We start from the raw sequence: 25,950 nt of genomic DNA, 5'->3' as shown, positions 1-25,950 counted from the left end.
CCGACTCTATCAGACTCTTTCGAGTCCCGATTCCCGGTCGAAGCGGGTTTCGCTTTCCAGTTCCTCGCTTCCGCGATTCCCTTTCCGGCGGTTCCGACTCTATCAGATCCTTTCGGGCCTGATTCCCAGTCAGCGGGGTTTGTCTTCCCGACCCTTGGGCCGTTCCGACGCTCAAACTCTAGCGGATTTTCCCGGCGACTCATAATCGAGTCTTCGAAATCAATTTCGGCATGCCGAAATTGCTCCCGATGGGAGATCGTGCTGAGTTTTGGTTGCCGCGCTCGGCGGCGGGATCGGCTGTCACAGAACCGTTCCGGCTCCGCGACAACTCGAAGAACCTTACGGACCAGCCAGAGGGGTGTCAAGCCCGCAGGTCAAGCCCTTTTCCCGGCCCCGGCCAGGCCCCGGTCAGGCCCCGCCAGGCCCGGTCAGTCCAGGTCGGTGAGGCGGCCGCCGGCGTCCGGCTGGGCGTGCTCCACCCGGCGCAGCAGGCGGATCAGCATGTCGCCGAGGACTCCGCGCTCCTCGCCGCTGAGGTCCTGGAGCAGGTCCTCCTCGAAGTCGGTGGCCATGCGCATCGCCTCCAGCCACTTCGTGCGGCCCTCGTCGGTCACCTCCACGATCACGCGGACCCGGTTGTTCTCGTCCCGGTCCCGGGTGACGAGGCCCTCGCCCGCCATGCGGTCGATGCGGTGGGTCATCGCCGCCGGGGTGAGGCCGAGGCGCTTGGCCAGCTCGCCCGGGCCCAGGCGGTACGGGGAACCGGAGAGCACCAGCGTCTTCAGGACCTCCCACTCGGCGTTGCTGATGCCGAGGGCGGCGAGCTGGCGTCCGTACGCCACGTTCATCCGGCGGTTCAGTCGGCCCAGCGCCGATACGACCTGCTCGACCTGGGGGTCCAGGTCGCGGAACTCGCGCTGGTAGGCGGCGATCTGTTCGTCGAGGCCCGGCTCCTGCGGTCCGGGCTCCTCGGTGGTGTCAGACATGGCGGGCAGTATGGCACGCCCTCCAAAGCCATCGAAGTCCTTCGACCTATATTGTTGACGTTCTAACTTTAGTGCTAAAGTCTTCGGGTTCGAGTCGTTCGTTGGCTCGCCATGTCGTTCCGAGACCTTGAGGAAGGTGAGTGTGACCAGGGAGATGGGTGCAGCACTGCGGCGGATCCAGCTGGGGAGCGCGCTGAGCGCGTTCGGGCTGGGGTTCACCGTTCCGTATCTGTACGTCTATGTGGCGCAGGTACGTGATCTGGGTGCTGGCACCGCGGGAGTCGTGCTGGCGGTCTTCGCCATGGCGGCGCTGGCCGTGCTGCCCTTCACCGGGCGGACCATCGACCGGCGCGGGCCGCTGCCCGTGCTCGTCGTGGCCTCGGCGGTCGCCGCCGTGGGCGCCGTGGCGCTCGGGCTGTCGTCGGGCGTGACCGCCGCCGTGCTGTCGGCCGCGGTGCTCGGCGCGGGGACGGCGGTCATGCAGCCGGCGCTCGCGACGATGCTGGTGTGGTGTTCCAGCACCGCGACCCGCACACGCGCCTTCGCCATGCAGTTCTTCCTGCAGAACCTCGGGCTCGGCATCGGCGGGCTGGTCGGCGGGCAGATCGTCGACACCGCCCGGCCCGCCTCCTTCACCCTGCTGTTCCTCATCGAGGCCGCGATGTTCGTGGTGCTCGGGGTCATCGCCGTCACGGTGCGGCTGCCCCGTACCGCGTCCGTCCCCGGTGTCAGGCCCTCCGACGGGGCCAAGGCGCAGGGCGGGCTGCGGGCACTGCTCTCGCACCGGGCCATGGTGCAGCTGTGCGTGCTGGGCTTCGTGCTGTTCTTCGCCTGCTACGGGCAGTTCGAGTCCGGGCTCGCGGCGTACGGGACCGAGGCCGCCGGGATCCAGCCGTCGACGCTCGGGATCGCGCTGGCCGCCAACACCGCCGTCATCGTCGTGGCGCAGTTCGTCGTGCTGCGGCTCGTGGAGCGCCGCAAGCGCAGCCGGGTGATCGCGTCGGTCGGTCTGATCTGGGCGTTCGCCTGGATCGTGGCGGGGTACGCGGGGCTCGGGCACGGCAGCCAGACCATGGCGACGGCCGCGATGATCTCCACGTACGCGCTGTTCGGGCTCGGTGAGTCGATGCTGTCGCCGACCGTGGCGCCGCTGGTGGCCGATCTGGCGCCGGAGTCGATGGTCGGGCAGTACAACTCCGCGTTCGCGCTGTGCAAGCAGCTCGCGCTGGCGGTCGGGCCGGCCGTGGGCGGCCCGATGGGCGCCACGCTGCACGGGCCGTACATCGTGACGTTCGTGCTGTTCTCGCTGGGGATCACGGTGCTGGCGCTGCGGCTCGGCCGCAGGCTCACTCCCGTGCAGGACCAGCCCTCGCTGGCCGTGGTGCCGTCCAAGGTGGTCGCCACGTCACGGCCGGACGCCGGGGCCGGGACCGAGGTTCCGGCGGCCGTCGCCGCGCACTGACCCACCGGGGCCCCGTCCGATCGGACGGGGCCTCAGTGCGGCAGGGCGAACTCGCACCAGACGGCCTTGCCACCGCCCGGGGTGCGGCGGCTGCCCCAGGACGTGGCGATCGTCGCGACGATGGAGATGCCGCGCCCCGATTCGTCCGCCGGTTCGGCCCGGCGGCGGCGCGGCAGGTGGTCGTCGCCGTCGGTCACCTCGATGATCAGGCGGCGGTCGGTGCGCCGCAGGCCCAGCCGCATCGGCGGGGTGCCGTGCTTGAGGGAGTTCGCGACGAGCTCGCCGGCGGCCAGCACGCCCAGGTCGCACAGCTCGACCGGGAAGCGCCAGGACGTCAGCACCCCGCTCGCGAAGGCGCGGGCGCGCGGGGCCGCCTCGATGCCGCCGAGCAGATCGAGCGAGGCGTTGTGGAACAGCTCCGCGTTCGCCCCGGTGCGGGCGGGGTGCTGGACCACCAGGACCGCCACGTCGTCGTCGTGCTCCGCGGTGACCCCGAGGGAGCGGATCAGCCGGTCGCAGACCACCTGGGGCGAGCCCTTCGCGCCGGACAGGGCGCGCTCCAGGGCGGCGACGCCCTCGTCGATGTCCTCGCTGCGCCGCTCCACCAGGCCGTCCGTGTAGAGCACGGCCGTGGAACCGGGCGGCAGCGGGATCGTGCCCGAGGTGTGGATCCAGCCGCCCGTGCCGAGCGGCGGGCCGGTCGGATCCTCAGCCCGGTGGACCGTGCCGTCCTCGGCGCACACCAGGATCGGCAGATGGCCCGCCGAGGAGTAGACGAGCTGCCCCTCGTTGGGGTCGTGGACCGCGTACGCGCAGGTGGCGATCTGGCTGGCGTCGATCTCGGCGGCGAGGCCGTCCAGCAGCTGGAGCACCTCGTGCGGCGGGAGGTCGAGGCGGGCGTAGGCGCGTACGGCCGTGCGGAGCTGGCCCATGACGGCGGCGGCCCGCACCCCGCGTCCCATCACGTCCCCGATCACCAGGGCGGTGCGCCCGGCGCCGAGGGTGATGACGTCGTACCAGTCGCCGCCGACCGCGGCGTCCGTGCCGCCGGGCTGGTAGGTGGCGGCGATCCGGAGGTCGTCGGGCTGCTCCAGCTCCTGGGGGAGCAGGGAACGCTGGAGGGTGACGGCCGTTTCCCGGTGGCGGCGCTCGCTGGTGCGCAGCCGCTCGGCCGCCTCGGCGTGGTCGGTGACGTCGGCGGCGTAGACCAGGACGCCGCGCTCGCCGGTACCGGCTCCGCCCTTGCCGCGGCCGGTGCGGCGCCGGCTGCCGGGGGTGCCGTCGCGGGGCGTGGTGTCGTCCGTGTCGCCGCGGTGCACGGGGGTGCAGGTCACGGTGTACGAGCTGCCGTTGCGGACCTTGCGGGACTTGACCGTGCGGGGCGTGCCGCTGCGCAGGACCTGGTCCATGAGGGGGAGCAGGCTGAGTTCGTCGAGCTCCGGCATGGCCTCGGCGGCGGGGGCGCCGGTCGGGCGGGGGCCGAAGGCGGCGGTGTAGGCGTCGTTGACGTACGCGATCCGGTGGTCGGGGCCGTACACCAGGGCCACCAGGGCGGGCAGCTGGCCGAGGATCTCCCCGGCGGAGAGGTCCTCCACCGCGGAGCCGCCGGGCCGGGGATCCGTGCCCGGGCCGTCGTCCGGCGGGTGGGGGCCGGCCTCGGGCCGTGCGTACTCGGCGCGGGCCGGGGGCACGGAACTGCGGTCGTCCCGTGCGGCGGCGCGGCGCTGCGTTCCGGGTAGGCGGGCGCTCCAGCGCGTGAAGTTCACGGAATCTCTGGCCTCGTGTGTCGGTCTGGGTCCGCTCTCGCGGGATGCTCACTGTCGGTCACTGCCGGCCGGGTCACTCTGTGCAGATGTGGGCCCACCTATGGTCACACGTCCAGTGTGACGGACCGTACGGACAGTTGTCGGCACGGTCCGCCGTCCGGCGCGCGGACGGGCGGGCCGACGGCACGTCAGGGGCCTTCGCGCGGTGGGCCGTCCGGTCCGGAGGGGGAGCGGGGGCCCGGTGGGCCGTCCGGGCGGGGGTGTCCGCCGCCCGCGGCGATCTCGAACTCGGCCCGCGGGTGTTCCAGCGAGCCGAGGGAGACGATCTCGCGCTTGAAGAGCGCGGCGAGGGTCCATTCGGCAAGGACGCGGGCCTTCCGGTTGAACGTCGGTACGCGGCTGAGGTGGTACGTGCGGTGCATCCACCAGGCCGGGAAGCCCTTCAGCTTGCGGCCGTACACATGGGCGACGCCCTTGTGGAGGCCGAGCGAGGCGACGGAGCCCGCGTTGCGGTGACGGTACTCCTGGAGGGGCTCACCGGCGAGCGAGGCGAGGACGTTCCCGGCGAGGACCCTGGCCTGGCGCACCGCGTGCTGGGCGTTGGGGGCGGTCCGGGCGTCCGGCTCCGTGGCGGTCAGGTCCGGCACGGCGGCGGCGTCGCCGGCGGACCAGGCGTGGGCGGTGCCCTCGACGGCGAGCTGGGCCGTGCAGCGGAGCCTGCCGCGTTCGTCGAGCGGGAGGCCGGTGGCCGCGAGCAGGGGTGCGGGCTTGACGCCCGCGGTCCACACCAGGGTGCGGGTCGGGAAGCGGGAGCCGTCGCTGAGGACGGCGATCCGGTCCTCGCAGGACTCCAGCCGGGTGTCGAGGCGTACGTCGATGTTGCGGCCGCGCAGCTCGCGGATCGCGTAGACGCCCAGTTCGTCGCCGACCTCGGGGAGGATGCGGCCGGACGCCTCGACGAGGATCCACTTCAGGTCGTCCGCCGTGATGTTGTGGTAGTACCGCGCGGTGTAGCGGGCCATGTCCTCCAGCTCGGCGAGTGCCTCGACGCCCGCGTACCCGCCGCCCACGAAGACGAAGGTGAGCGCGGCGTCGCGGATGGCGGGGTCGCGGGTGGCGGAGGCGATGTCCATCTGCTCGATGACGTGGTTGCGCAGGGAGATGGCCTCCTCGACGGTCTTGAAGCCGATGCCGTGGTCGGCGAGGCCGGGGACCGGGAGGGTGCGCGAGACGGAGCCGGGGGCGAGGACGATCTCGTCGTACGGGATCTCGAGGGCGCCGGTGCCGTCCTCGCCGGTGGCGAGGGTGGTGACGGTCGCGGTGCGCCGGGTGTGGTCGAGGGTGCGCACCTCGCCGATCACGATGGTGCAGTGCGCGAGGACCCGGCGGAGCGGCACCACGACGTGGCGCGGCGAGATCGATCCCGCGGCGGCCTCGGGCAGGAACGGCTGGTACGTCATATAGGGCTCGGGGGTGACGACGACGATCTCGGCCTCCCCCCTTCTGAGCTTCTGCTTCAGCTTCCGCTGGAGGCGCAGCGCCGTGTACATCCCGACGTAGCCGCCGCCGACGACGAGAATGCGCGTACCCGGCGGGGGGCCGAGGGGGGTCACCCCGGAATCTGAAGCCATCACCACCCCATGACGCAACGTGCTCAGGAGTTTGTCCACAGCCTGGGCAAATTGTGTGACCGGAGGTTCTGGACGGGCGGTTGCGGCGCGGTACGGCGGAATGGGCGGAGCCGCGCAGGTCAGGGGTCGGGGCGGGGTATCCGTGCGGGAGACCAATAGGTGGCCAACCGGTCCTTGCTCCGATCGGGGGGCGCTCCGTGCGGAACTACCCCCTTCTGAATTGAGCCGGGCTCAACTATGTTCGTAGGTCGCCGGGGTGTCGGTCGGGACGTTGATCCGCTCCCTGGCTCAGACGGCGGGAAGTCTCCGGGGGGAGACGTCATAACCGGGGGAAAGTCATGCATATTCAGGAATCTCATTGGCCGACCACTGCTGCCGTTACACCCCATTCGTCCGATGCCCCGGGGCGTAACGGATCGGTGGCGACGGTCGGGGCGGCGGCGCAGCCGGCCCCGGGCGTCACGGCCGGGGCCAACGGTGCGCCGGCCGGGGCCAACAGCCGTACGGCTCCGCTCCGGGTGGACGCGCAGCGCAATCTGGAGCATGTCCTGCGCGCCGCCCGTGAGGTCTTCGGCGAGCTGGGCTACGGGGCCCCGATGGAGGACGTGGCACGGCGCGCGAGAGTCGGCGTCGGCACGGTGTACCGGCGGTTCCCGAGCAAGGACGTGCTGGTCCGGCGGATAGCCGAGGAGGAGACCTCGCGCCTCACCGACCAGGCCCGCACCGCGCTCGGCCAGGAGGACGAGCCCTGGTCGGCGCTGTCGCGCTTCCTGCGTACGTCGGTGGCCTCGGGCGCGGGGCGGCTGCTGCCGCCGCAGGTCCTGCGGGTCGGTGCCGAGGACGGCGAGGCCGTGGTGGCCGGGGAGCCGGTGGGCGCACCGGTCGACGGCCGCGACGAGGCCCGGGTGCCGCAGCAGCGGCAGACGGTCGAGTCGGCGTCGGACGGGGAGAGCGGTGTCGAGGACGACGACACGGGCGCCGGTGAGCTGCTGGAGGTGGTCGGCCGCCTGGTCGACCGGGCACGTGCCGCCGGTGAGCTGCGCGGGGACGTGACGGTCGCGGACGTGCTGCTGGTGATAGCGACGGCGGCGCCCTCGCTGCCCGACGCGGCCCAGCAGGCCGCCGCTTCGAGCCGGTTGCTGGACATCCTGCTGGAGGGGCTGCGGTCCCGTCCGGCCGCCTGAGCGACCCGGGGGGGGCGGTGCCCGTGCGGCGGGCGCCGCGCCTTGTACGGCGGTGGGGCGCGGCGGGTGCGGTGCGGCGGCGCGGGTGGCCCGATGTGGCGGGGTCTCGTTCAAAGCTCCGCCGGGTGTCCGTCGTCGCCCCGGCCATCCGTCCGGCCCGGCCGGTCTCCGTGTCGTCCGGCCGCCGTACGGGGCTCTTCCGAAGAGGTCCGGTGCTCGTCCTCGCGCGTCCGACGGGAAGTGGAGATCACCAAGCTTTCCCCGAATGAATGGCCTTTAGTACTCACATTCGGAAAAACGCCCCGGATGAGTGGTTGCCAGGGCTGAGAGTCCGTCGTGATTACGCCATGTGGCACTCTTGCCCGAAGTTCGGGTCCGAGAGCGCATACGGGGGCTACCGCGATGAGCGGTGACGGGCAGCAGGAAGAGTCGTTCGACGACGTCTCCGCCCTGGGCGGTGCCGCAGGAGCCGGCGGGTCGGCCCCCGCCCGCCAGGTGCCGAGTCAGGGCGGGTCCGCCCGGTCCGGCGGTGACACCGGGGGCGGCACGGTGCTGCCCGGCCCGTGGTCGGCCCCGGCCGGTCCGGACGCCGGTGCCGAGGTCGGGGCCGCGGTGCCGATGCAGCGGGAGGGCGGCAGCCCCGACACCACCACCGCTCCCTCCGACGCCGAGCTGATCCGGCGGATGCGCGACGGCGACGACCACGCGTACGAGGAACTGTTCCGGCGCCACTCCGACGCGGTACGGCGCTACGCGCGCAGCTGCTGCCGGGACGCCCACACCGCCGACGACCTGACGGCCGAGGTCTTCGCCCGCACCCTGCAGGCGGTGCGCCGGGGCAAGGGCCCCGAGGAGGCCGTACGGGCCTACCTCATGACCGCCGTCCGCCATGTCGGCGCCGCCTGGACCAAGACCGCCAGGCGTGAGCAACTGGTCGACGACTTCGCGGTGTTCGCCGCCCAGGCGGCCCGGCCCGCCCGCGTGTCGGACGCGGACACGCTCGACCTCGGGGCCGATGTGCTGGCGATGCACGAGGCCGAGCGGTCGATGGCGATGCAGGCGTTCCGCAGTCTGCCGGAGCGCTGGCAGGCCGTGCTGTGGCACACCACCGTCGAGGAGGAGTCGCCCAGCGCGATCGCCCCGCTCTTCGGGCTGACCGCCAACGCCACGGCGGTGCTGGCCAGTCGGGCCCGCGAAGGCCTCAAGCAGGCGTACCTCCAGGCCCATGTGAGCCGGTCGCTCACCTCGGGCGGCGACTGCGCGCGGTACGCGGACCGGCTCGGCGCGTACGCCCGGGGCGGGCTCCGCATGCGGGCCGAGCGCGGGCTGCGGGGCCACCTGGAGGAGTGCGCGAAGTGCCGTATCGCCGCCGGTGAGTTGGCCCAGGTCAACGCCGGGATCCCCGCGCTGCTGCCGGTCGCCGTCATCGGCTGGTTCGCCGCGGGGTACGCGCTCAAGGCCGCCGGGGTCGCGGCCGGTGGTGCGGTGGCCGCCGCGGGAGCGGGTGCCGCCGCGGCCGCCACCGGGAGCGGTTCCGGCGGAAGCGCGGCCGGTGGCGCCGCCGCCTCGGAGGGGCTCGGTGCCCCGGTGAAGGCCGGTGTCGCGGCGGCGGTCGCGGTGGCCGCCGCGGCCGGGCTGGTCTGGGCGATGACCGGGAGCGACGCGCCCAAGCCCGAGGCCGAGCGCCCGGTGAAGCCCGCCGCGGTGGCGCCCCCGACGCCCGCACCGCCGCCGCCCAGCCCCGAACCGCCCGCCCCGGCGCCCGCGACGCCCACGCCCCCGGCGCCCGCACCGCCCCCCGCGCCGAAGCCGGAACCCACCCCGACCCCGACCCCGACGCCCACACCCACGCCGACGCCGACACCCCCCGCGCCGGAGCCGACGCCGACGCCGACCCCCACCCCGGCCCCGCCCGAGCCGACCGTCTACCAGGTCAGCGAGTTGAGCTACTCACTCATGGGCGACCACACCGAGCCCGAGGTGGTGATGGGCGAGAGCAGCTGGCTCTGGCAGCGCTCCCAGGTGTCGATCGGCGGCACGTCGTACGCGCCCGGGGTGACCGTCGGCGCCCGTTCCTCCGTCACCATCCAGCTCAACCGGCAGTGCACGCGGTACGAGGCGATGGCCGGGCTCGACGATCTGACGCGGGGGCTCGGCTCCGTACGCTTCTCCGTCCTCGACGGGGACGGGGCGCTGCTGTGGCAGTCCCCGGTGGTGAACGGGGACGAACCGGCCGTCCCCGTGAGCGTAGACATCACGGGTCGCGAGCGGATCCGGCTCGTCGTCGAACCCGCCCGGCACGGGAGGCCCGTGGCGCTCGCCGACTGGGCGGTTTCCAGGATCAGTTGCCGCTGAGCGCGGGGCGGTGGGGCCGCCGTCCGGCGTGGTCCGGAAGAGAGCGGAAGGGCGACGGAAAGAGGACGCTCTACGCCTGGAGCGTCCGCCTGCCCGGTACGACGCCGCCGGCGACCGCGCGCTGACGGGGGGCCGCCGTGCCCGTCCAGCAGGTGCCGCGGCGCGCCACCAGACGGCGCAGCCACAGCTCCGTGGAGGCGAGGTGGGCGAGGCCGTCCAGCGGGAGCGGTGCGCCGTCGGCGGCCGCGCGCAGCGCCTTCCGTACGACGCGGGCCTCGACCAGCCCGGCATCGGCGAGCAGTGGGGCCTCGAAGAGCGCGATCAGCTCCGGCAGCGCGGCGCGCAGTCCGGTGCGGGCGGTCGCGTCCGCCGTGGCGTGCGAGGGCGCGCCCCAGCCGGACGGGAGGTCGTGGACGCCGGCCCCGGCCAGCACCCGGCGCAGGACCGTGGCGCGGGCGCCCGGCTGGACCCGGAGCGATTCGGGGAGCGCGCGGGCGGCGCGGACGACCTGGTTGTCGAGGAACGGTGCGTGCAGCCGCTGGCTGCGGTTCTCGGCGGCCTGCTCCAGGATGCGGTGGTCGGCGGCGTACCGGGCCAGGACCGCCCGGGCGCGGGCGTCGCCGGGGCGCTGTACGGAGACGGGCCGGACGGCCGCGTCCTGGAGCCGGGCCGCCACCTCGGCGAGCGCCTCCCCGGTCAGCCAGCGCGCGGCGGGCCCGGGACGCGACCAGGCGAGGGCGTCGAGCGATGCCTCGGCGGGGGTGTCGAGGGCGGGGGCGTTCCGGTTGGCGTCCGGCAGCCGGTCGGCGGCCAGCTCCAGGCCGGCGCGGTACGACGTGCGGGACAGGCGGCGGGCCGCCCGGTAGACGGTCAGCGGGACGACCAGGGAGTGCGCGCTCGGCCCTTCCGCCCGGGCGAGTGCGGCGACCGGGCGCAGCAGATGGCGTCGGCGGCGGTCCATCAGCAGGTCGGCGAGGCGGGCCGGGTGGGCGTCGAGGACCTGGCGGGCGCCGCCGCCGACGAAGTGGTCCGCGCTGCCGGAGGCGAGGCGTCGGCGGTGGCGCTCGGCGACGACGAGGGCGGGGGCGGGTTCGTCGGTGAGCGGGCCGCCGCCGAGACCGGCGTAGGGCAGGGCCTCCTCGCCGGCCGGGACGACCACGTGGTGCAGGCGCGGGTCGGCGGCGATGACGCGGGCCCGTTCCAGCTCCTCCTCGTGGCCGTGGGCGGTGAGGTCGTTGAGGGTGACGGCGAGCAGCCGCGTCCCCGCCCCGGTGCCGTGGCCGAGGAGGGTGCCGGGGAGTCCGGGGAGACCGGCGGCGAGCAGGGCGAGGGTGGCGGAGGCACTGCCTCCGGACAGGTCGGCGCCGATGCCGGGGACCGGTGCGCCGCGGGCGGCCCGCCGGTCGGCGGGGCCCATGCCGGGGACCGGGCCGGGGTCGGGCGGCGCGGTCTCGGGGGCGTGGCGCGGGGCCAGCAGCCGGGCGCGCACGGCTTCGACCAGTGCGTCGCGCACCCCGTCGACGGCGCTCACTGGGTCCGTCTCGGGCGCGGCCACGGCGAGCGAGGCCACCGCCTCGTAGCCGGTGATCTCGCGCGAGCCCTCGCGGAGGATGAGCGCGTGGCCCGGCGGGATGCGCTTCACCCCGGCGTACGGGGTGCCGTCGCGCAGCGCCTGCGGGGTCTCGGGGCAGGCGAGGAGGGCGGCCAGATGGCCGATGTCGAGCTGGGCCTCTATGAGGTCGGCGAGCGGGAGCGCGGCGGTGGCGTACGCGGTGCCGCCCGCCCAGGGGGTGTAGAAGACCGGGCGGGCACCGGCGAGGTCGCCGATGACGGTGATCCGGCGGCCTATCCGGACGACGGCCGTGTAGCTGCCGGACCAGGAGGTGAGGTGGCGCAGCGCCCCGCCCCGGGCGGCGATCAGTCCGGAGCGCAGCTGTTCGTCGGTGGCTCCGCAGCAGCCGAGGACGGCGATCCGGGCGGGGGGCTCGCCCGGTGCGGTCTCCACCGAGACCAGGCGGATCTCGTCGGGCCGCCAGTCGCCCACCGCCCAGAGCGGGTCCGGGTCGCCCCACAGGAGCTGGGAGCCCACGGGGTGCATCGCACGCCCCTCGTCGAGGGGTCCGACCGCGCCGGCCGTGCCGAAGCTCGCGGCGATACTGCTCCACCCCACCAACCAACGCAACGCCGCCTCCACAGGCTGTGGACAAAACGGCGCAGCGGGGCACTATCGGGCGAACTCCGGTAACGCGTGACGCCGTTGCGAACATGCTGCCACGACAACGGCGCGCGGGAGGGGCCGCGTGGGGCGCACGTCGGACGGGCATGCGCCCCTGGCAAAGGCCGGGCGCCGCGGCCGTCGACGGCGAGCGGCACCCCGTACTCCGGGCGGCCGCCGCGGCGCGTACGCTCAGCGAGCGACCGCGGACCGTACGCGCCCCCCTGTGCACCCCTCGCGGACCGGAGGCGCCGGACGGGATCCGGTCACCCGGTAACCGTCCGCGCATGCCCGGAAGGCGACTGGCGGAAGGCCGTCGAGATGTCCGCACCCCCGGCGACCCAACCTCGAACAACCGACGACATTCAGCCATTTTCAGCGTGCGCAGGAACGTCGCGAGGGCGGACCCGCCGCACGGGAAGTCACCTTTCCTACCGCTTCGTTCCGCAGGACGTCCCGAAGGCTCCCGCGGGTTCGCCGGGGCCCTGCGGCGGCCGTCGACGATCTCCGCCGGAGCCGCCCGCGCTCGGTCCGGGAGGCGTCGTCCGCCTCCCGGACCGGTCCGCCGCCTGCGGGGAATGAGGCGGCGGTGTCCCCCAGCCCACTGAGTCAGGTGCAGTGGGCCGACCCACGCAGCACTCATGGAAACTCCTCCGAAACCGCCGGACGAGAGCGCACGGCCGGGCGCACGGCCACACACCAGGAGCACGTGCCGGACGCCTCGCACGGCACCGCCGCCGCACCCCCGCGACCTCGCCGGACGGTGTCGCCGTGCGCCGTCGGCCGGGGTGCGGACCGCGCTCCGGCCGGCCCCCGCGTCCCGCCCGAACTCCCCCTGCACGAAGCCCGATCCGCGCCCCCGGCGCCCCCTCCGCGACGCCTGGCAACAATCCCGCCATACGGACGTCTGCCCCTTAACGGTAGGGATGCGGCGAACTACGCTGGGTGCACTGAGGTGCTCTGCAGGAGGCATATTCCCCGGGGCTCGGCCACATGCGTGTGCGGCCGGGGCGCCGGAACCGGTCTCCGGGGGAGGACCCGGTGCGAATGCCGCGCGCCGCGACGGCGACGCGGCGGCCGTCTGTGTGTCGAGGGGTGGCGCATGTCCAGGGAGCAACGCGGACCGAACGAGAAGCTCGGAACCGTTCTCGCCCTCGCGGGAATCAGCAACGCCGGGCTGGCCCGGCGGGTCAACGACCTCGGGGCGCAGCGCGGACTGACACTCCGTTACGACAAGACCTCGGTGGCCCGGTGGGTCGCCAAGGGCATGGTGCCGCAGGGCGCCGCGCCCCATCTCATCGCCGCGGCGATCGGCGCCAAGCTGGGCCGGCCGGTGCCGCTGCACGAGATCGGGCTCGCGGACGCCGATCCGGCGCCGGAGGTAGGGCTGGCCTTCCCGCGCGGTGTCGCCGAGGCGGTCCGTTCGGCGACCGAGCTGTACCGGCTGGATCTGGCCGGGCGCCGGGCGGGCGGCGGCGGCATCTGGCAGTCCCTCGCGGGCTCCTTCTCGGTGAGTGCGTACGCGACGCCCGCGTCCCGCTGGCTGATATGCCCCGCCGACGCGACGGTGGAGCGGGACGCGGGCGAGGCCGCGACCCCCGGCAACCAGGGCACACAGGGCGCGCAGGGCGCACGCGGCACCACCGGGCCCCAGGCCCCCACGGGCCGGACGGCCCGGGGCACCGACCCGGCGCCGCCGTCCGGGGCGCGCCCGCGTCCGGGCACCCCGGCCGCGCTGACCGCCCAGGCGGACCGGGCGGCGCTCGGCGCGCTCGGTGCGCTGGCCGGCCGGAAGACCGCGTCGATCCCCGCCCAGCCCCGCCCGGACAGCGCGTCCCCGGCGCCCGCCGAGAACACCCCCGACACTCCCCGTACCGTCGGCACCGCGCCCGCCGGTGACGTCTCCCCGCTGCGGGTCGGCCACAGCGATGTCTCCAAGCTCCGCGAGGCCGCCCAGGACGCCCGCCGCTGGGACTCCAAGTACGGCGGCGGGGACTGGCGCTCCTCGATGGTCCCCGAGTGCTTAAGAGTCGACGCCGCTCCCCTGCTGCTCGGCTCCTACAGCGACGAGGTGGGGCGGGCCCTCTTCGGAGCGGCCGCCGAGCTGACCCGGCTCGCCGGGTGGATGGCCTTCGACACCGGCCAGCAGGAGGCCGCGCAGCGCTACTACATCCAGGCCCTCAGGCTGGCGCGCGCCGCCGCCGACGTGCCCCTGGGCGGCTATGTCCTGGCGTCGATGTCCCTGCAGGCGACCTACCGCGGCTTCGCCGACGAGGGTGTCGACCTCGCCCAGGCCGCCGTCGAGCGCAACCGGGGTCTCGCGACGGCCCGCACCATGAGCTTCTTCCGCCTGGTGGAGGCCCGCGCCCACGCCAAGGCGAACGACGCCGCCGCCGCGGGCTCCGCGCTGACCGCCGCCGAGAGCTGGCTGGAGCGCTCCCGGGAGGGCGACGGCGACCCGTCCTGGCTGGGCTTCTACTCGTACGACCGGTTCGCCGCCGACGCGGCGGAGTGCCATCTCGACCTGAAGGCGCCCCGGCAGGTGAAGCGCTTCACCGAGCAGGCGCTCTCCCGGCCCACCGAGGAGTTCGTCCGCTCGCACGGGCTGCGGCTCGTGGTGTCGGCGGTGGCCGAGCTGGAGTCCGGCAACCTGGACGCGGCCTGCGCCGCGGGCACCCGGGCGGTGGAGGTGGCGGGCCGCATCTCCTCGGCCCGGACCACGGAGTACGTGCGCGACCTGCTCCACCGGCTCGAACCGTACGGGCACGAGCCGCGCGTCGCCGAGCTCCGCGAACGGGCCAGGCCGCTCCTGGTGGCGCCCGCGTAGCCACCGGCCGCGCGGGGGTCGGCACCGCCCGTGCGTAAAGATCCGGCACCTTACGGGGTCCCATCGGTTTGAGTGCGTTGTCAGTGGGTCAGTGCACTATCGGGGTGGGAGGTGGTGCGGTGATGACGCACGCGGCGTACGACTGCGACGTGCTGGTGATCGGCGGCGGGATCGTCGGCCTGTCGACGGCCTACGCGCTCACGCGCACCGCTCCGGGCACCCGCGTGACGGTCCTGGAGAAGGAGAGCGGCCCGGCCCGGCACCAGACGGGGCGCAACAGCGGGGTGATCCACAGCGGCATCTACTACCCGCCGGGCTCGCTCAAGGCCCGTTACGCGGTACGCGGCGCCGCCGAGATGGTCGACTTCTGCGCCGAGCACGGCATCGCGCACGCGGTGACCGGCAAGCTCATCGTCGCGACCGAGCGGTCCGAGCTGCCGCGGCTGCACGCCCTGGTCCAGCGCGGCCGTCTCCACGGGCTGCCGGTGCGCGAGCTGGGCCCCGCGCAGATCGCGGAGTACGAGCCGGGGGTGAGCGGGCTCGCCGCCATCCGGGTCGGTTCGACGGGGGTCTGCGACTTCGGGGCGGTCGCGGCCCGGTTCGCCACCGAGGTGCGCGACAGGGGCGGCGAGATCCGTTACGGGGCGGAGGCCGTCGCGATAGACCGGCGTCCCTGGGGCGTGGCGGTGCGCACGGCGGACGGCGCGGTGGTGCGGGCCCGGGTGCTGGTCAACTGCGCGGGGCTGCACTGCGACCGGGTGGCGCGGCTGGCGGGCGACGACCCGGAGGTGCGGATCGTGCCCTTCCGGGGCGAGTACTACGAGCTGACGCGGCCGGAGCTGGTGCGCGGCCTGGTCTACCCGGTGCCCGATCCGGCCTTCCCGTTCCTCGGCGTCCACCTGACCCGGGGCCACGACGGCAGCGTCCACGTCGGCCCGAACGCGGTGCCCGCGCTGGCCCGCGAGGGGTACGGCTGGCCGGTCGTGCGCCCGCGCGAGCTGGCGGACACCCTGACCTGGCCCGGCAGCTGGCGGATCGCCCGCAGACACTGGCGGTACGGGGCGGGCGAGGTGCACCGCTCGCTGTCGAAGCGCGCGTTCACCGACGCCGTGCGGCGGCTGCTGCCCGAGGTGACCGAGGCCGATCTGCGGCCTGCCCCGGCCGGGGTCAGGGCCCAGGCCGTGCTCCGCGACGGCACGCTGGTCGACGACTTCCTGATCCGCGAGGCCCCGCACACCGTCCATGTGCTGAACGCGCCGTCGCCCGCCGCGACGGCCTCGCTGCCCATCGGACGGGAGGTGGCACGCAGGGCGCTGCTCCGGGCGCGGGAGACGGGGTGGAGGCCGCCCACCGTAGAATCGGGGCATTGTGTCTGAGCCCATGAACCCCTCCGAGAGCCACGCCGCGAGCCCCTCCGCGCATCTCGCCGAGAACCGCTCCGAGGGCCTCACCGAGAACTCCCCCGCCCCGGCGACGGACAACGCACCGGCGGCCGACGGCGCACCGGCAGCGGACGGCGCACCCGCGTCGGACAGCGCGCCGTCGTCGGCGGACGGCCGGTCCACCGCCGGGATCCCGGACGACCTGCGGGAGGCCGCCTTCGAGCGGCAGCGCAGGCTGCGCCAGGAGTCGCGCTTCCCGGGCGGGCCCGCCATCGACCCGGCCGGTTCGCACCACGAGCGCCGCATCCGCAGTTTCCAGCCGCGCCGCAGTCGGGTCACGCCCGGCCAGCAGGACGCCCTGCTGCGGCTCTGGCCCCAGTGGGGCCTGGACATCGACGGGCAGCGCGTCCTCGACCTGCCCGGGATGTTCGACGGGCTCCCGGTCGTGCTGGAGATCGGCTTCGGCATGGGCGAGGCCACCGCGCAGATGGCCGCCGACGACCCGGGCACCGGCATCCTCGCCGTGGACGTGCACACCCCCGGCCAGGGCAACCTCCTCGGCCTCGCCGACCGGAACGGCCTGTCCAACATCCGGGTGGCCAACGGTGACGCGATCATCCTGCTCCGCGAGATGCTCGCGCCGGACTCGCTGGACGGCCTCCGGGTGTACTTCCCCGACCCGTGGCCCAAGAAGCGGCACCACAAGCGGCGGCTGATCCAGCCGGAATTCCTCGACCTGGTGGCCGGGCGGCTGAAGCCGGGCGCGGTGCTCCACTGCGCGACCGACTGGGAGCCGTACGCCGAGCAGATGCTGGAGGTGCTGACCGCGCACCCCCGTTTCGAGAACACGGCGGCGGACGGCGGATACGCCCCCCGGCCCGCGTTCCGGCCGTTGACCCGGTTCGAGGGGCAGGGCCTCGACAAGGGCCACGTGGTGCACGACCTGCTGTTCGCCCGCGTCTGACACCCCCGTGGCCGGGTGCCGCCCGCCCCCTCCGGGCCGGGCGGACCGGGGCGCCGAGCCGGGCGGTATCGGGCCTCGGGGCCGGGCCGTGGCGGGTCTCTGGGCCGGGCGGTGGCGGGCCTCGGGGCGGGGCCGTGTCCGGTCGGCGGGCGGACCGTGTCCGGTCGTCCCGTGGTCAGGTGTCAGTCCCGCTGGTTAGGGTCGTCGGGTGGTGTCCGACGAGTCCGCAGAGCAGCGACAGTCCCCGCCCGCCGTCCCGCTCCCCGAGGAGCCGGTCGGCGAGATCCTGGCTGCCGCGCCGCAGCGCGCGCACGGGTGGTACCGGCCGCGCCGGGTCGGCCTCGTGTGGCGCAGCCGGGCCTTCCGCATCACGGTCGTGTGCACGGTCCTCGCGCTCTGTGCCCTGGCGATCCTGGCCCTGGTCCGTGACCAGACGGGCACGCAGGGCTTCCTCGTCGGCCTCGGGCTCGCCGTGCTGCCCGTCCCGCTGCTGGCGGCCGCGTTCCGCTGGCTGGACCGGATCGAGCCGAGCCCCTGGCGGAATCTGCTGTTCGCGTTCGCCTGGGGAGCGTTCGCCGCCGCCCTGGTCGCGCTCCTGGCGAATTCGTTCGCGATCCGGTGGATAGCCACGACCACCGCCGATCCGTCGAACGCCGACACCCTCGGCGCCACGGTGATAGCACCGTTCATCGAGGAGAGCGCCAAGGCCGCCGCGGTCCTGCTGATCTTCCTGTTCCGAAGACGGCAGTTCACCGGCGTCGTCGACGGCATCGCGATAGCCGGGCTCACCGCGAGCGGCTTCGCCTTCACCGAGAACATCCTGTACCTGGGCAACGCCTTCGGTGAGGACCAGGAGATCGGTCATGCGGGCGTCCCGGCGATGACGGCCGCGACGTTCTTCGTGCGGGCGGTGATGTCGCCGTTCGCGCACCCGCTCTTCACGTCACTGACCGGCATAGGTTTCGGGCTCGCCGCGGCGAGCCTGCGCCACCAGAAGCTCCGCCGCGTCCTGCTGCCGCTGCTCGGGCTCGTCCTCGCGATGGGCATGCACGCGCTGTGGAACGGTTCGGCGGTCCTGAGCCCGCTGGGTTTCTACGCGGTGTACGGGGTGTTCATGGTCCCGGTCTTCGGCCTGGTGACGTGGCTGGCGATCTGGTCGCGCTACCGCAGGCTCCGTACGCTCTGCGCCGAGCTGCCCGTCTACGCGGCGGCCGGCTGGCTGACCCCCGTGGAGCCGCTCGCGCTCTCCTCGATGCGGGCCCGGGGCATCGCCCGCGACATGGCCCGTCACCGGTACGCCGTAGCGGCCGGCGACAAGGCGGCGGCGAAGGCCCGGGGGAAGGCGGCCGCGGTCGCCGTCGTGGAGTACGAGTCCTTCGCGACCAGGCTGGCCGCGCTGCGGCTCCGGGCCCGCCGGGGAGAGGCGGGCCCGGACTTCGCCGAGCGCGAGCTGGAGCTGCTGCGCCTTCTCTGGGAGCGCCGGGAGGTGGCCGTCCCGGCGCTCACGTACGCGGCGCAGGTGACGGGGCGGCTGCGCCCGCACCGCATGCCGCCGTTCCCCTACGCCCAGGAGCAGCAGCCGTTCCCGCACCCTGGGCAACAGCATCCGCTCCCGACGCACGCGCACCCCACGCACCATGCTCAGCAGAACCCGTACGCCCGGACCGGCCAGAACGCGCAGCCGTTCCGGCCCGGCAGTCCGTACGCGTACCCGTACGCGCCGTACGCCCGGCCCGTCGCCTACCCGCAGCCGGCGCAGGCGCCCCACCCGGCGTACGGCCCGTATCCGTACCCAGCACCGCATCCGGCCCCGCGCCCGTAGGGGCGGCCGGGGCCGCGCGGCCCGCTCCTCGGATCAGGCGGACGCGTCGGTGAGCTCGGCCAGCTCCTGCTCGGTCAGCTCGAGGTCGGCGACGGCCACCAGCGCGGGCAGCTGCTCGACCGTACGGGCCGAGGCGATCGGCGCGGCCACGGTCGGTCGCGAGGCCAGCCAGGCCAGCGCGACGGTCGCGATCTGCGCGTCGTGCGCCTCGGCCACCTTGTCCAGCGCGGCCAGCACCTTCTGTCCCCGCTCCGAGTCGCGGTACTGCGCCACGCTCCCGCCCCGCGCGCTCTCCACCTCGGCGCCCGGACGGTACTTGCCGGTCAGGAAGCCCGAGGCGAGGGCGAAGTACGGGACGGCGGCCAGCCCGGCGTGGGCGGCGGTGTCCTGGAGCGCGCCCTCGTAGGTGTCGCGGGAGACCAGGTTGTAGTGCGGCTGGAGGGCGACGTAGCGGGCCAGGCCCTCGCGCTCGGAGAAGTCCAGCGAGGCCCGGAGCCGCTCGGGGCTGATGTTGGAGGCGGCGATCTCCCGGACCTTGCCCTCCTTCACCAGCTCGTCCAGGGCGGTGATGATCTCCTCGACCGGCACGGACTCGTCGTCGAAGTGCGTGTAGTAGAGGTCGATGCGGTCGGTGCCGAGCCGGCGCAGCGACGCCTCGGCGGCGGCCTTGATGTTGGCCGGGGCGAGCCCCTTGTAGTCGGGGTGGGTGGAGACCTTGGTGGCGATGACGAGGTCGTCGCGGTCGGAGCGGGAGGCGAGCCACTTCCCGATGACCGTCTCCGACTCCCCGCCCTTGTTGCCCGGAACCCAGGCGGAGTAGCCGTCCGCGGTGTCGACGAAGTTGCCCCCGGCCGCGGTGTACGCGTCCAGCACGGCGAAGGACTGTGCCTCGTCGGCCGTCCAGCCGAACACGTTGCCACCGAGTGCGAGCGGGAAGACCTGGAGACCGGAGGAGCCCAGCGGGCGAAGAGAAGTCATGAGTGGATCAACGAACCCCGGCGGGCCCGCTATTCCGTTCGCGCCGGACCGTTCCCGTTCCCGTCCCCCGAACGGACGCCCGCGGACGGGGTCGGCAGCGGACGGGGTCGCCCGCGGACGGGGTCGGGAGCGGGAAAAGGACCGGCAGCCCTGACGTCGGGGGGAGAGCGTCGGGGCTGCCGGGGTTCATGGGCCGGACGGACCGGCCCCGGCACCGGAGGAACCGGCCCGGGGAGCGGTGCCCGGAGGACGGATCAGGGGTTGAGGCCCTTGCTCTGGAACCAGGCCATCGGGTCGATGCCCGAACCGTCGGGGGTGTGGACCTCCAGGTGGAGGTGGGGGCCGGTCACGTTGCCGGTCGCACCGACCCGGCCAATGGTCTCGCCGGTGGTGACCTTCTGGCCCACGCTGACACCGATCGACGACTGGTGGCAGAACCAGATCTCCGTACCGTCGTCCAGCTCCAGCACGGTGCGGTACCCGTACGAACCGGCCAGACCGGCCGACTTGATCGTGCCGCTGTGGACGGCCTTGATCGGGGTGCCGGTCGGGGCGGCGAAGTCGAGGCCGGTGTGGTGGCCGGAGGACCACATCGACCCGGCCTGGCCGTAGGTCGAGGTGATCGTGTACGAGAAGGTCGGGAGGGAGTAGCTGGCGGCGAGCTTGGCCAGCCGCAGGGCCTCCGCCTTCTTCTTGGCCTCTTCCTCCGCCTTCTTCTTCTCGGCGGCGACCTTGGCCTCGGCCGCGTCCTGCTGCTTCTTCGCCTCGGCGGCTGCCTTCTCGGCGGCGGCCTTCTCCTCGGCCGCCTTCGCCTCGGCGGCGGCCGCGTCCTGCTGCTGCTCGGCCTGCTGGAGAATGCGGGCGCGCAGCGCCTCACCGGCGTCCGTGGCACCCTGCTCGGCCTCGGCGGTGGTGATGCCGGCGGTGGTGAGCGGGGCGGTGACGGCCTGGTCCGCTCCGTCGGTCTCGGACCCGTCGGAGAACAGGGCGCCCACACCGGGCAGGGACTTGGCGTCCGGGAGGTTGTTCGTGATCGCGTCCGGCACCGAGATGGAGACCGGGGGCTTGCCCTGCGCGGTGGCCATGCCGCCCGCGCCGACCGCCGCTATCACGCCGACGCCCAGGACCGTGGAGCTGCGGGCGAGCCCCGTGCGCTGCTTGGCGACACGGTGCCGGCCGCGCACCGGGCGGACCGTCTCCTCCGTGGGGTTCCACTCGCTCCAGCCGCGCTCGGCCTCGCCGTCGCCGGCGTCGGAACGGAAGTCGGTGGTGAACTCAGCGGTGCGGTCGGCGTCGAGGCCGGTGCCGTAGCCGTAGTCGGCAACGCCGTAGCCGGTGCCGTAATCGCCGTGATCGCCCTGGAACCGTGAAGGGGCTTCTGGGGCAGGCTTGTTGGACGCCACGGGGGCGCACTCCTTTCCTTCCTTCTCGCCTACCGGGTTAGCTGACGGGTTCGGAGCAGGAAGGTCTCCTACGGGCACCTCCGTCTCTCACGAGACACAGGTGTCCGATTCACCCCATGGTGGTGGTTCCCCGGTTCCCTTGCGGAATTCGGCGCTCGCGCACGGCGCCGCCATTGATGACGGCTGGGACGACCGCGCTGCGTTATCGAACGTTAATAGACACTGGGGCCGCATTCCAAGCTGTTCCCACTGATCGTTCACGTCTTTGGCCTGGACTTTACTGGACATAGCCAGACCAACAGGCCCACTTGACCGCCACTCAGCGGCCGACTCAATTCTGACGTTGTGTCAAATGTTATGCGGAGCGGCGTCCTTCGATTACGCACGGTGGCATCGCCTCGCGGCGGTTCGACCCAGTCGCCCCGCGCCCGTCAAGTCCCGCCCCGCGCCCGTCCAGTCCCGTTCCCCGCCCGCTCGCCCCGGCCCCGCCCGTTCAACTCTGCTCCCCGCCCGTTCGATCCTGCTCCACGCCCACGATCCGCACGGTCCGGCGCCGGTCCGGCTGCCCCCGCGCGGGACGTACCACCGCGAGCAGCGCCATGTCGTCGGTCGTCTCGCCGCCGGTGTGCAGGCGTACGTCGTCGGTCAGCGCCGAGAGCAGCTCCTCCGGCCCCGGAAAGATCCGCCCGCGCAGCCGGGCCGCCGGGTCGTAGAAGACCCCCTCGGCGTTCCGCGCCTCGGAGAGGCCGTCCGTGTAGAGGAGCAGCGTCGTCCCGTCCGGCAGCTCCCATTCGTCCGTCCGCTCCGACCACGCCCCCAGCCCCATGCCGAGCGGCAGCGCGGGCACCGAGGGCCGCAGCACCTCCAGCGCCCCGTCCGGGTGGAGCAGGATCGGCTCGGGGTGCCCCCGGTTGACGACCCGCACCCGGGACAGCCCGGCCGGGATCTCGGCCAGTACGGCGGTGATGAAGCCTTCGAGCACGTCGAGCCCGCCCCGCCGTGCCTCCTCCCGGGACAACGCCCGCTCCAGTCGGCCCGCCACGTCCGCCAGCGAGGGCTCCTGCTCGGCCGCCTCGCGGAACGCCCCGATGACCACCGCGACCGTCTCCACGGCCCCGAGCCCCTTGCCGCGTACGTCCCCGACCACCATCCGCACCCCGTGCGGGGTGTCCGCCACGGCGAACAGGTCGCCGCCGACGTACTCGTCCGCCTGCGCCGCCTCGTACCGCGCCGCGACCTGGAGGCCCGCGATCCGGGCGGCCGGCTGGGGCACCACCGCGCGCATGGCCGTCTCGGCGATGAACCGCGCGGAGGCCAGTTGTTCGTTGCTCCGCCGCACCACTCCGTTGATCACGACCGCGAGGACCGAGACGGTGGCCAGGGTGAGCAGCTCGATCAGCGGCACGACCTCCGGCAACGTACTGCTGTAGAGGCGCAACAGGATGACCGCCAGCATCGAGGCGACGGCGGTCCGGATGGTGCTGGTCAGCGAGAAGAACGGGGCGGCGATCAGCGGCGCGGCCACGAAGAACGGAATGGCGGTGAAGGTCTGCGGGGTGAGGCCGTCGAAGAGCAGTCCGCCGAGGATCATCAGCGCGGGCAGCGTACGGACGAAACTCCGGCCGCGGGTGTCACCCCCGGCGGGCCGACCGCGCCCCTTCTCCCACTTCCACACCTGTGGTCTCCTGCCCGGTACACACGCGGCCGCGGACGGCGCCGCGCCCCGTCCCCCAGCCTCACCGGAGCGGGAACGGGCGGCGACTCCGCGTCGACCGAAGGAGGTACCCGCTCAGGCCCGGGAGAAAATGAATCGGGCCCGGCACGCTGTATGCGTACCGGGCCCGATTCTTCAGTAGCGGGGACAGGATTTGAACCTGCGACCTCTGGGTTATGAGCCCAGCGAGCTACCGAGCTGCTCCACCCCGCGTCGGTAAACCCAACTCTACGCCATCCCCGACGCCCTTTTGACCACCCCGGTCCACCGACCCGGCCGTCGACGGACAACAGGCGAGCCCAGATATGCGGTGATATGACTTATTTACCCCTGTTCGTCACCGTGCGGAACGCGCGCGTCGACCGAGGAGAGATCCGTGGACGACTACCCCATGCTCAACCTCTTCTGGACCATGCTGGTGTTCTTCCTCTGGGTCATGTGGCTGTTCCTGCTGTTCAAGATCATTACGGACATCTTCCGCAGCCACGAACTCGGCGGCTGGGCCAAGGCCGGCTGGCTGATCATCGTTCTGATCCTGCCGTTCCTCGGCGTACTGCTGTACTTGATCTTCCGGGGTCCTGCCATGGCCGAGCACGACATCAAGGACGCGCAGGACCGCGAGCGCGCCTTCAGGTCGTACGTCCGCGACGCCGCCAACTCCCCCGACGCGGGCACGGGCGGAACCGGCACCCGGGGCAGCCACGCCGACGACCTGGCGAAGCTCTCCGAACTCAGGGACCGGGGCGCGCTCACGGACGAGGAGTACCAGCGCGCGAAGACGAAGCTCCTGGCCTGAGCGCTCACGCGCGCACCTCTACGGGCGTACGCGGGGGCGCATCAACCGATCGGGGCCCTGCGCGGGAGCGCATCAACCGATCGGTGGACCCGCCCGTCGTCCGTCGAGGGCCGGGAAGGAAGCCCGCAGGCCGACGGGTACGGGCGGGACACGGCTTGAGGATGGATGTCAGAGCGGGAACATGGAACCCCCCGAACCCCCTGGCCGAATCCGAGGAGTCGTTCACCATGAAGAAGCTGTCGCTGCGCGCCCGTGTCCTGACCGGTGTCGCCGCCGCCGTCGTCGCCGGTACGGTCGGGGCCGCCTCCGCCAGTGCCTCCGCCCCGGCCGCCGCCGTCAAGACCGACACCAAGAACCGCAACCTCCAGCAGAGCACGCACCTGACGCTGGAGGCGGCGACGAAGGCCGCGCAGGCGACGCTGGACGCGGCGAAAAAGGAGAACCAGCGGGTCTCGGTCGCCGTCGTCGACCGCAACGGGAACACGATCCTCACCCTGCGCGGCGACGGTGCGGGCCCGCAGGCGTACGAGTCGGCGGTGAAGAAGGCGTACACCGCCGTCTCCTGGAACGCCCCCACCTCCGAGCTCGCCAAGCGCCTGGCCAACGCCCCCACCCTGAAGGACATCCCGGGCACCCTCTTCCTCGCCGGCGGTGCCCCGGTCACCGCCAAGGGCGCCCCGATCGCCGCCATCGGCGTCGCCGGAGCCCCCTCCGGCGACCTCGACGAGAAGTTCGCCCAGGCCGGCGTCGCCACCCTCACCCGCTGACCCCACCCCGAGGCCCACGAGCCTCCCCAACTCCGGTGGCACCCGTTCCCCCCGTACGGGTGCCACCGGTTTTTCCGTCCGTCGGTCCTCCGAGTCGCTGGGCCCGCCGACCGAGACCTCACCAGCGCGGCCCGTCAGCTCCGGAGATCAGGGGTTTTCCGGAACCAACGGGGAGCTTTCGCGCCGGTGGTTCATGCCCGCGACTTCGAGCAGCTTGTGCCAGTACGGGAGTTCACGCACCTCGGCCTTCTTGTGGACGCCCTTCGGCCGGAGCTTCTCGTACGCGCGGACGAGAAGCTCGGCGGTTCGTCGTGTCAGCGCGGGCACCTCTGTGTCGAGGATCCCCTCCCACGCCGGTGCCGCAGGATCACGCTGGTCGCAGTGCAGTCGGTCGAACGGCAGTTGGCGGGCGACCGCCCAGACCATCAGGTCGGGGGCGTCCTCCAGCAGGTGCCAGTGATGGGTCGACCGGGTCCGGAGCATCTGTTCCAGGACACCGAGGATCGACCGTCGGTACGTGATGGCGATGCGGACGCCGGTCGCTTGGGTGTGGTTGTTGAACAGCGTGCGAAACGCATGGCCGGACGGATTCCGCCAGATCTCCTGCCGCCCCTGGTCGTCAAGCGTGCGGTGGGCGAGGTCGGGGTCGGCTTCGTGTGAGAACAGCGCGAGTGCCGTCGTCGCCTCACCGATGGAGTACCCCTCCCGACGCGGGCCGCGCTGCTCACCGCGCCGGAGCCTGAAATTGCACTGGTCGTCATCGAACTGCTTGACGAGCCTGAGCAGGACGGGGTGACGGACGAGGAGGTCCTGCGGTTTGGTCGGGTTGCAGTAGAGGTGAGCACGGTCGTACTCGCTCCGGACGAGTTCGCGGGTCGCCCCGGTGACGATACGGACGTCCAGCACCGCCCGGTCCAGATGTTCGACGGGCAGCTCTGCGGCAAGACGACAGACCAGGACCGTCTGCTGGTACCCGTCGATGCACTCCAGCCCGAGAAGATCGAGGGTGCCGCTGTTCTGGGTCCCGTCCGGAACCCAGAAGACGTTGTCGGCGCCGAGGACCACCCTGCCCGTGACTCCGAAGGCCTCCGGCCTTTCGCGCATGACCTTTTCCATTTCCCGGGCCTGGGCCGAATCCGCGAGGAACTCGCGCCTGGCACCCAGCCGCTCTGCCGAGTCGAGCGCCTCGGCGAGACCGACGAGTTGACCGGCCGGTACGCGGGCGTCCCACTGGCCAGTACCCAGTCGATGCAGGAGCGTCGTCTGGATGCGGTGTCCAGAACACCGGAGTGGCATGCTCGTCGGCTCCTGGTGAGCCGGGAAGGGATACGTCACGGCGTAGGGGTTCACACCCCCACAACGGGCGTCCCCTCCCTCAGGTGACGGGCCCGGCCCCGGGGGAGGGGTGCGCCCTCCGTGGAGTCGGCCGTCACCCCTCGACGAAGACTTCCGGCCCGGGCTCGGGAACAGGAAACGTCGAAGGCCCCCGCAGCGAACTGCGGGGGCCTTCGACGAATTGCCCGGTGAGAGCAATGGCGGAGGATACGAGATTCGAACTCGTGAGGGGTTGCCCCCAACACGCTTTCCAAATGTTCGTACGGGGGTCCGGCGGGGGTCGTACTTGCCCTGACCTGCGGCGGAGCGTTCGAGGCGGCCTCGTCCGGACGGGGTCGGACGAGGGCGAATGCAACCAGAACT

17 protein-coding genes, 1 tRNA gene and 1 riboswitch are annotated in these 25,950 nt (G+C 73.2%); of the genes, 9 read left to right on the top strand and 9 right to left on the bottom strand.

Going from position 1 to position 25,950, the window contains the following annotated elements; translation table 11 throughout:
- Positions 1–428: 428 nt before the first annotated feature.
- Positions 429–986: a MarR family winged helix-turn-helix transcriptional regulator gene (locus ACWC97_RS29380; RefSeq protein WP_392281463.1), complete on the bottom strand. Its 558-nt coding sequence runs from the start codon at positions 984–986 to the stop codon at positions 429–431.
- Between the two features lie 154 nt (positions 987–1,140).
- Between ACWC97_RS29380 and ACWC97_RS29375 the strand changes: the two genes are divergently transcribed.
- Positions 1,141–2,448, top strand: coding sequence for an MFS transporter (locus ACWC97_RS29375; RefSeq protein ID WP_450652549.1), 1,308 nt, complete (start codon positions 1,141–1,143; stop codon positions 2,446–2,448).
- Between the two features lie 32 nt (positions 2,449–2,480).
- Here ACWC97_RS29375 and ACWC97_RS29370 read toward each other — a convergent pair whose 3' ends face one another.
- Together ACWC97_RS29370 and ACWC97_RS29365 are read right to left on the bottom strand one after the other, a co-directional pair.
- Positions 2,481–4,214: an ATP-binding SpoIIE family protein phosphatase gene (locus tag ACWC97_RS29370; RefSeq protein ID WP_352279831.1), complete on the bottom strand. Its 1,734-nt coding sequence runs from the start codon at positions 4,212–4,214 to the stop codon at positions 2,481–2,483.
- A gap of 188 nt (positions 4,215–4,402) precedes the next feature.
- Positions 4,403–5,845: an NAD(P)/FAD-dependent oxidoreductase gene (locus ACWC97_RS29365; protein WP_352279830.1), complete on the bottom strand. Its 1,443-nt coding sequence runs from the start codon at positions 5,843–5,845 to the stop codon at positions 4,403–4,405.
- 338 nt (positions 5,846–6,183) lie between these two features.
- Between ACWC97_RS29365 and ACWC97_RS29360 the strand changes: the two genes are divergently transcribed.
- Together ACWC97_RS29360 and ACWC97_RS29355 are read left to right on the top strand one after the other, a co-directional pair.
- Positions 6,184–7,029: a TetR/AcrR family transcriptional regulator gene (locus ACWC97_RS29360; RefSeq protein WP_450652542.1), complete on the top strand. Its 846-nt coding sequence runs from the start codon at positions 6,184–6,186 to the stop codon at positions 7,027–7,029.
- 402 nt (positions 7,030–7,431) lie between these two features.
- Entirely contained in the window at positions 7,432–9,384 is a 1,953-nt protein-coding gene (locus ACWC97_RS29355; RefSeq protein ID WP_450652540.1) for a sigma-70 family RNA polymerase sigma factor, read from the top strand.
- 70 nt (positions 9,385–9,454) lie between these two features.
- Here the strand turns inward: ACWC97_RS29355 and ACWC97_RS29350 are convergent, their stop codons facing one another.
- Complete coding sequence (locus ACWC97_RS29350) at positions 9,455–11,566, bottom strand: asparagine synthase-related protein (protein ID WP_352279824.1); 2,112 nt, start codon at positions 11,564–11,566, stop codon at positions 9,455–9,457.
- Positions 11,567–12,701: 1,135 nt separating this feature from the next.
- Between ACWC97_RS29350 and ACWC97_RS29345 the strand changes: the two genes are divergently transcribed.
- The 4 genes from ACWC97_RS29345 to ACWC97_RS29330 all read left to right on the top strand — a co-directional run bounded on the left by ACWC97_RS29345 (position 12,702) and on the right by ACWC97_RS29330 (position 18,594).
- On the top strand, positions 12,702–14,426 hold the full coding sequence (locus ACWC97_RS29345) for a sporulation protein (RefSeq protein ID WP_450652538.1): 1,725 nt from the start codon (positions 12,702–12,704) through the stop codon (positions 14,424–14,426).
- A gap of 119 nt (positions 14,427–14,545) precedes the next feature.
- Positions 14,546–15,802 (top strand): L-2-hydroxyglutarate oxidase, encoded by a 1,257-nt coding sequence (gene lhgO / locus ACWC97_RS29340; RefSeq protein ID WP_450652536.1) that lies wholly within the window; start codon positions 14,546–14,548, stop codon positions 15,800–15,802.
- The gene (gene trmB / locus ACWC97_RS29335) at positions 15,792–16,772 is read left to right on the top strand and encodes a tRNA (guanosine(46)-N7)-methyltransferase TrmB (RefSeq protein ID WP_352279839.1); all 981 of its coding nucleotides are present in this window, start codon (positions 15,792–15,794) and stop codon (positions 16,770–16,772) included. Before lhgO ends, trmB begins: the two co-directional genes overlap by 11 nt.
- Positions 16,773–16,983: 211 nt before the next feature.
- Complete coding sequence (locus ACWC97_RS29330; RefSeq protein ID WP_352279837.1) at positions 16,984–18,594, top strand: PrsW family intramembrane metalloprotease; 1,611 nt, start codon at positions 16,984–16,986, stop codon at positions 18,592–18,594.
- 33 nt (positions 18,595–18,627) lie between these two features.
- Here ACWC97_RS29330 and ACWC97_RS29325 read toward each other — a convergent pair whose 3' ends face one another.
- The 4 genes from ACWC97_RS29325 to ACWC97_RS29310 all read right to left on the bottom strand — a co-directional run bounded on the left by ACWC97_RS29325 (position 18,628) and on the right by ACWC97_RS29310 (position 22,902).
- A complete protein-coding gene (locus tag ACWC97_RS29325) occupies positions 18,628–19,572 on the bottom strand; it encodes an aldo/keto reductase (protein WP_450652535.1) in 945 nt (314 codons plus the stop codon).
- A gap of 254 nt (positions 19,573–19,826) precedes the next feature.
- Complete coding sequence (locus ACWC97_RS29320; RefSeq protein ID WP_352279818.1) at positions 19,827–20,975, bottom strand: M23 family metallopeptidase; 1,149 nt, start codon at positions 20,973–20,975, stop codon at positions 19,827–19,829.
- Positions 20,976–20,986: 11 nt separating this feature from the next.
- Positions 20,987–21,139, bottom strand: a riboswitch (cyclic di-AMP (ydaO/yuaA leader).
- A gap of 329 nt (positions 21,140–21,468) precedes the next feature.
- Positions 21,469–22,650 (bottom strand): PP2C family protein-serine/threonine phosphatase, encoded by a 1,182-nt coding sequence (locus ACWC97_RS29315; RefSeq protein WP_450652532.1) that lies wholly within the window; start codon positions 22,648–22,650, stop codon positions 21,469–21,471.
- A 178-nt stretch (positions 22,651–22,828) separates the two neighbouring features.
- A tRNA-Met gene (locus tag ACWC97_RS29310) sits at positions 22,829–22,902 on the bottom strand.
- A gap of 163 nt (positions 22,903–23,065) precedes the next feature.
- Between ACWC97_RS29310 and ACWC97_RS29305 the strand changes: the two genes are divergently transcribed.
- Together ACWC97_RS29305 and ACWC97_RS29300 are read left to right on the top strand one after the other, a co-directional pair.
- Positions 23,066–23,485 carry an SHOCT domain-containing protein gene (locus ACWC97_RS29305; protein ID WP_352279816.1) on the top strand — a complete coding sequence of 140 codons (420 nt, stop codon included), beginning with the start codon at positions 23,066–23,068 and terminating at the stop codon, positions 23,483–23,485.
- 227 nt (positions 23,486–23,712) lie between these two features.
- A complete protein-coding gene (locus tag ACWC97_RS29300) occupies positions 23,713–24,252 on the top strand; it encodes a GlcG/HbpS family heme-binding protein (RefSeq protein ID WP_352279814.1) in 540 nt (179 codons plus the stop codon).
- A 147-nt stretch (positions 24,253–24,399) separates the two neighbouring features.
- Here the strand turns inward: ACWC97_RS29300 and ACWC97_RS29295 are convergent, their stop codons facing one another.
- Positions 24,400–25,548: a hypothetical protein gene (locus ACWC97_RS29295; protein ID WP_450652530.1), complete on the bottom strand. Its 1,149-nt coding sequence runs from the start codon at positions 25,546–25,548 to the stop codon at positions 24,400–24,402.
- Between the last annotated feature and the right edge of the window lie 402 nt (positions 25,549–25,950).

Source organism: Streptomyces sp. NPDC001108, from assembly GCF_053598535.1.
The sequence above is the reverse complement of the archived record's forward strand: the minus strand, read 5'-3'. Positions and strand labels throughout refer to the sequence as shown.

What these genes read in the sequence shown, in the direction of transcription:
- ACWC97_RS29300 (WP_352279814.1), top strand. Translation starts at nt 23,713, where the DNA reads ATGAAGAAGCTGTCGCTGCGCGCCCGTGTCCTGACCGGTGTCGCCGCC.
- ACWC97_RS29380 (WP_392281463.1), bottom strand. Translation starts at nt 986, where the DNA reads ATGTCTGACACCACCGAGGAGCCCGGACCGCAGGAGCCGGGCCTCGAC.
- ACWC97_RS29325 (WP_450652535.1), bottom strand. Translation starts at nt 19,572, where the DNA reads ATGACTTCTCTTCGCCCGCTGGGCTCCTCCGGTCTCCAGGTCTTCCCG.
- ACWC97_RS29295 (WP_450652530.1), bottom strand. Translation starts at nt 25,548, where the DNA reads ATGCCACTCCGGTGTTCTGGACACCGCATCCAGACGACGCTCCTGCAT.
- ACWC97_RS29345 (WP_450652538.1), top strand. Translation starts at nt 12,702, where the DNA reads ATGTCCAGGGAGCAACGCGGACCGAACGAGAAGCTCGGAACCGTTCTC.
- ACWC97_RS29360 (WP_450652542.1), top strand. Translation starts at nt 6,184, where the DNA reads ATGCATATTCAGGAATCTCATTGGCCGACCACTGCTGCCGTTACACCC.
- ACWC97_RS29375 (WP_450652549.1), top strand. Translation starts at nt 1,141, where the DNA reads ATGGGTGCAGCACTGCGGCGGATCCAGCTGGGGAGCGCGCTGAGCGCG.
- ACWC97_RS29365 (WP_352279830.1), bottom strand. Translation starts at nt 5,845, where the DNA reads ATGGCTTCAGATTCCGGGGTGACCCCCCTCGGCCCCCCGCCGGGTACG.
- ACWC97_RS29355 (WP_450652540.1), top strand. Translation starts at nt 7,432, where the DNA reads ATGAGCGGTGACGGGCAGCAGGAAGAGTCGTTCGACGACGTCTCCGCC.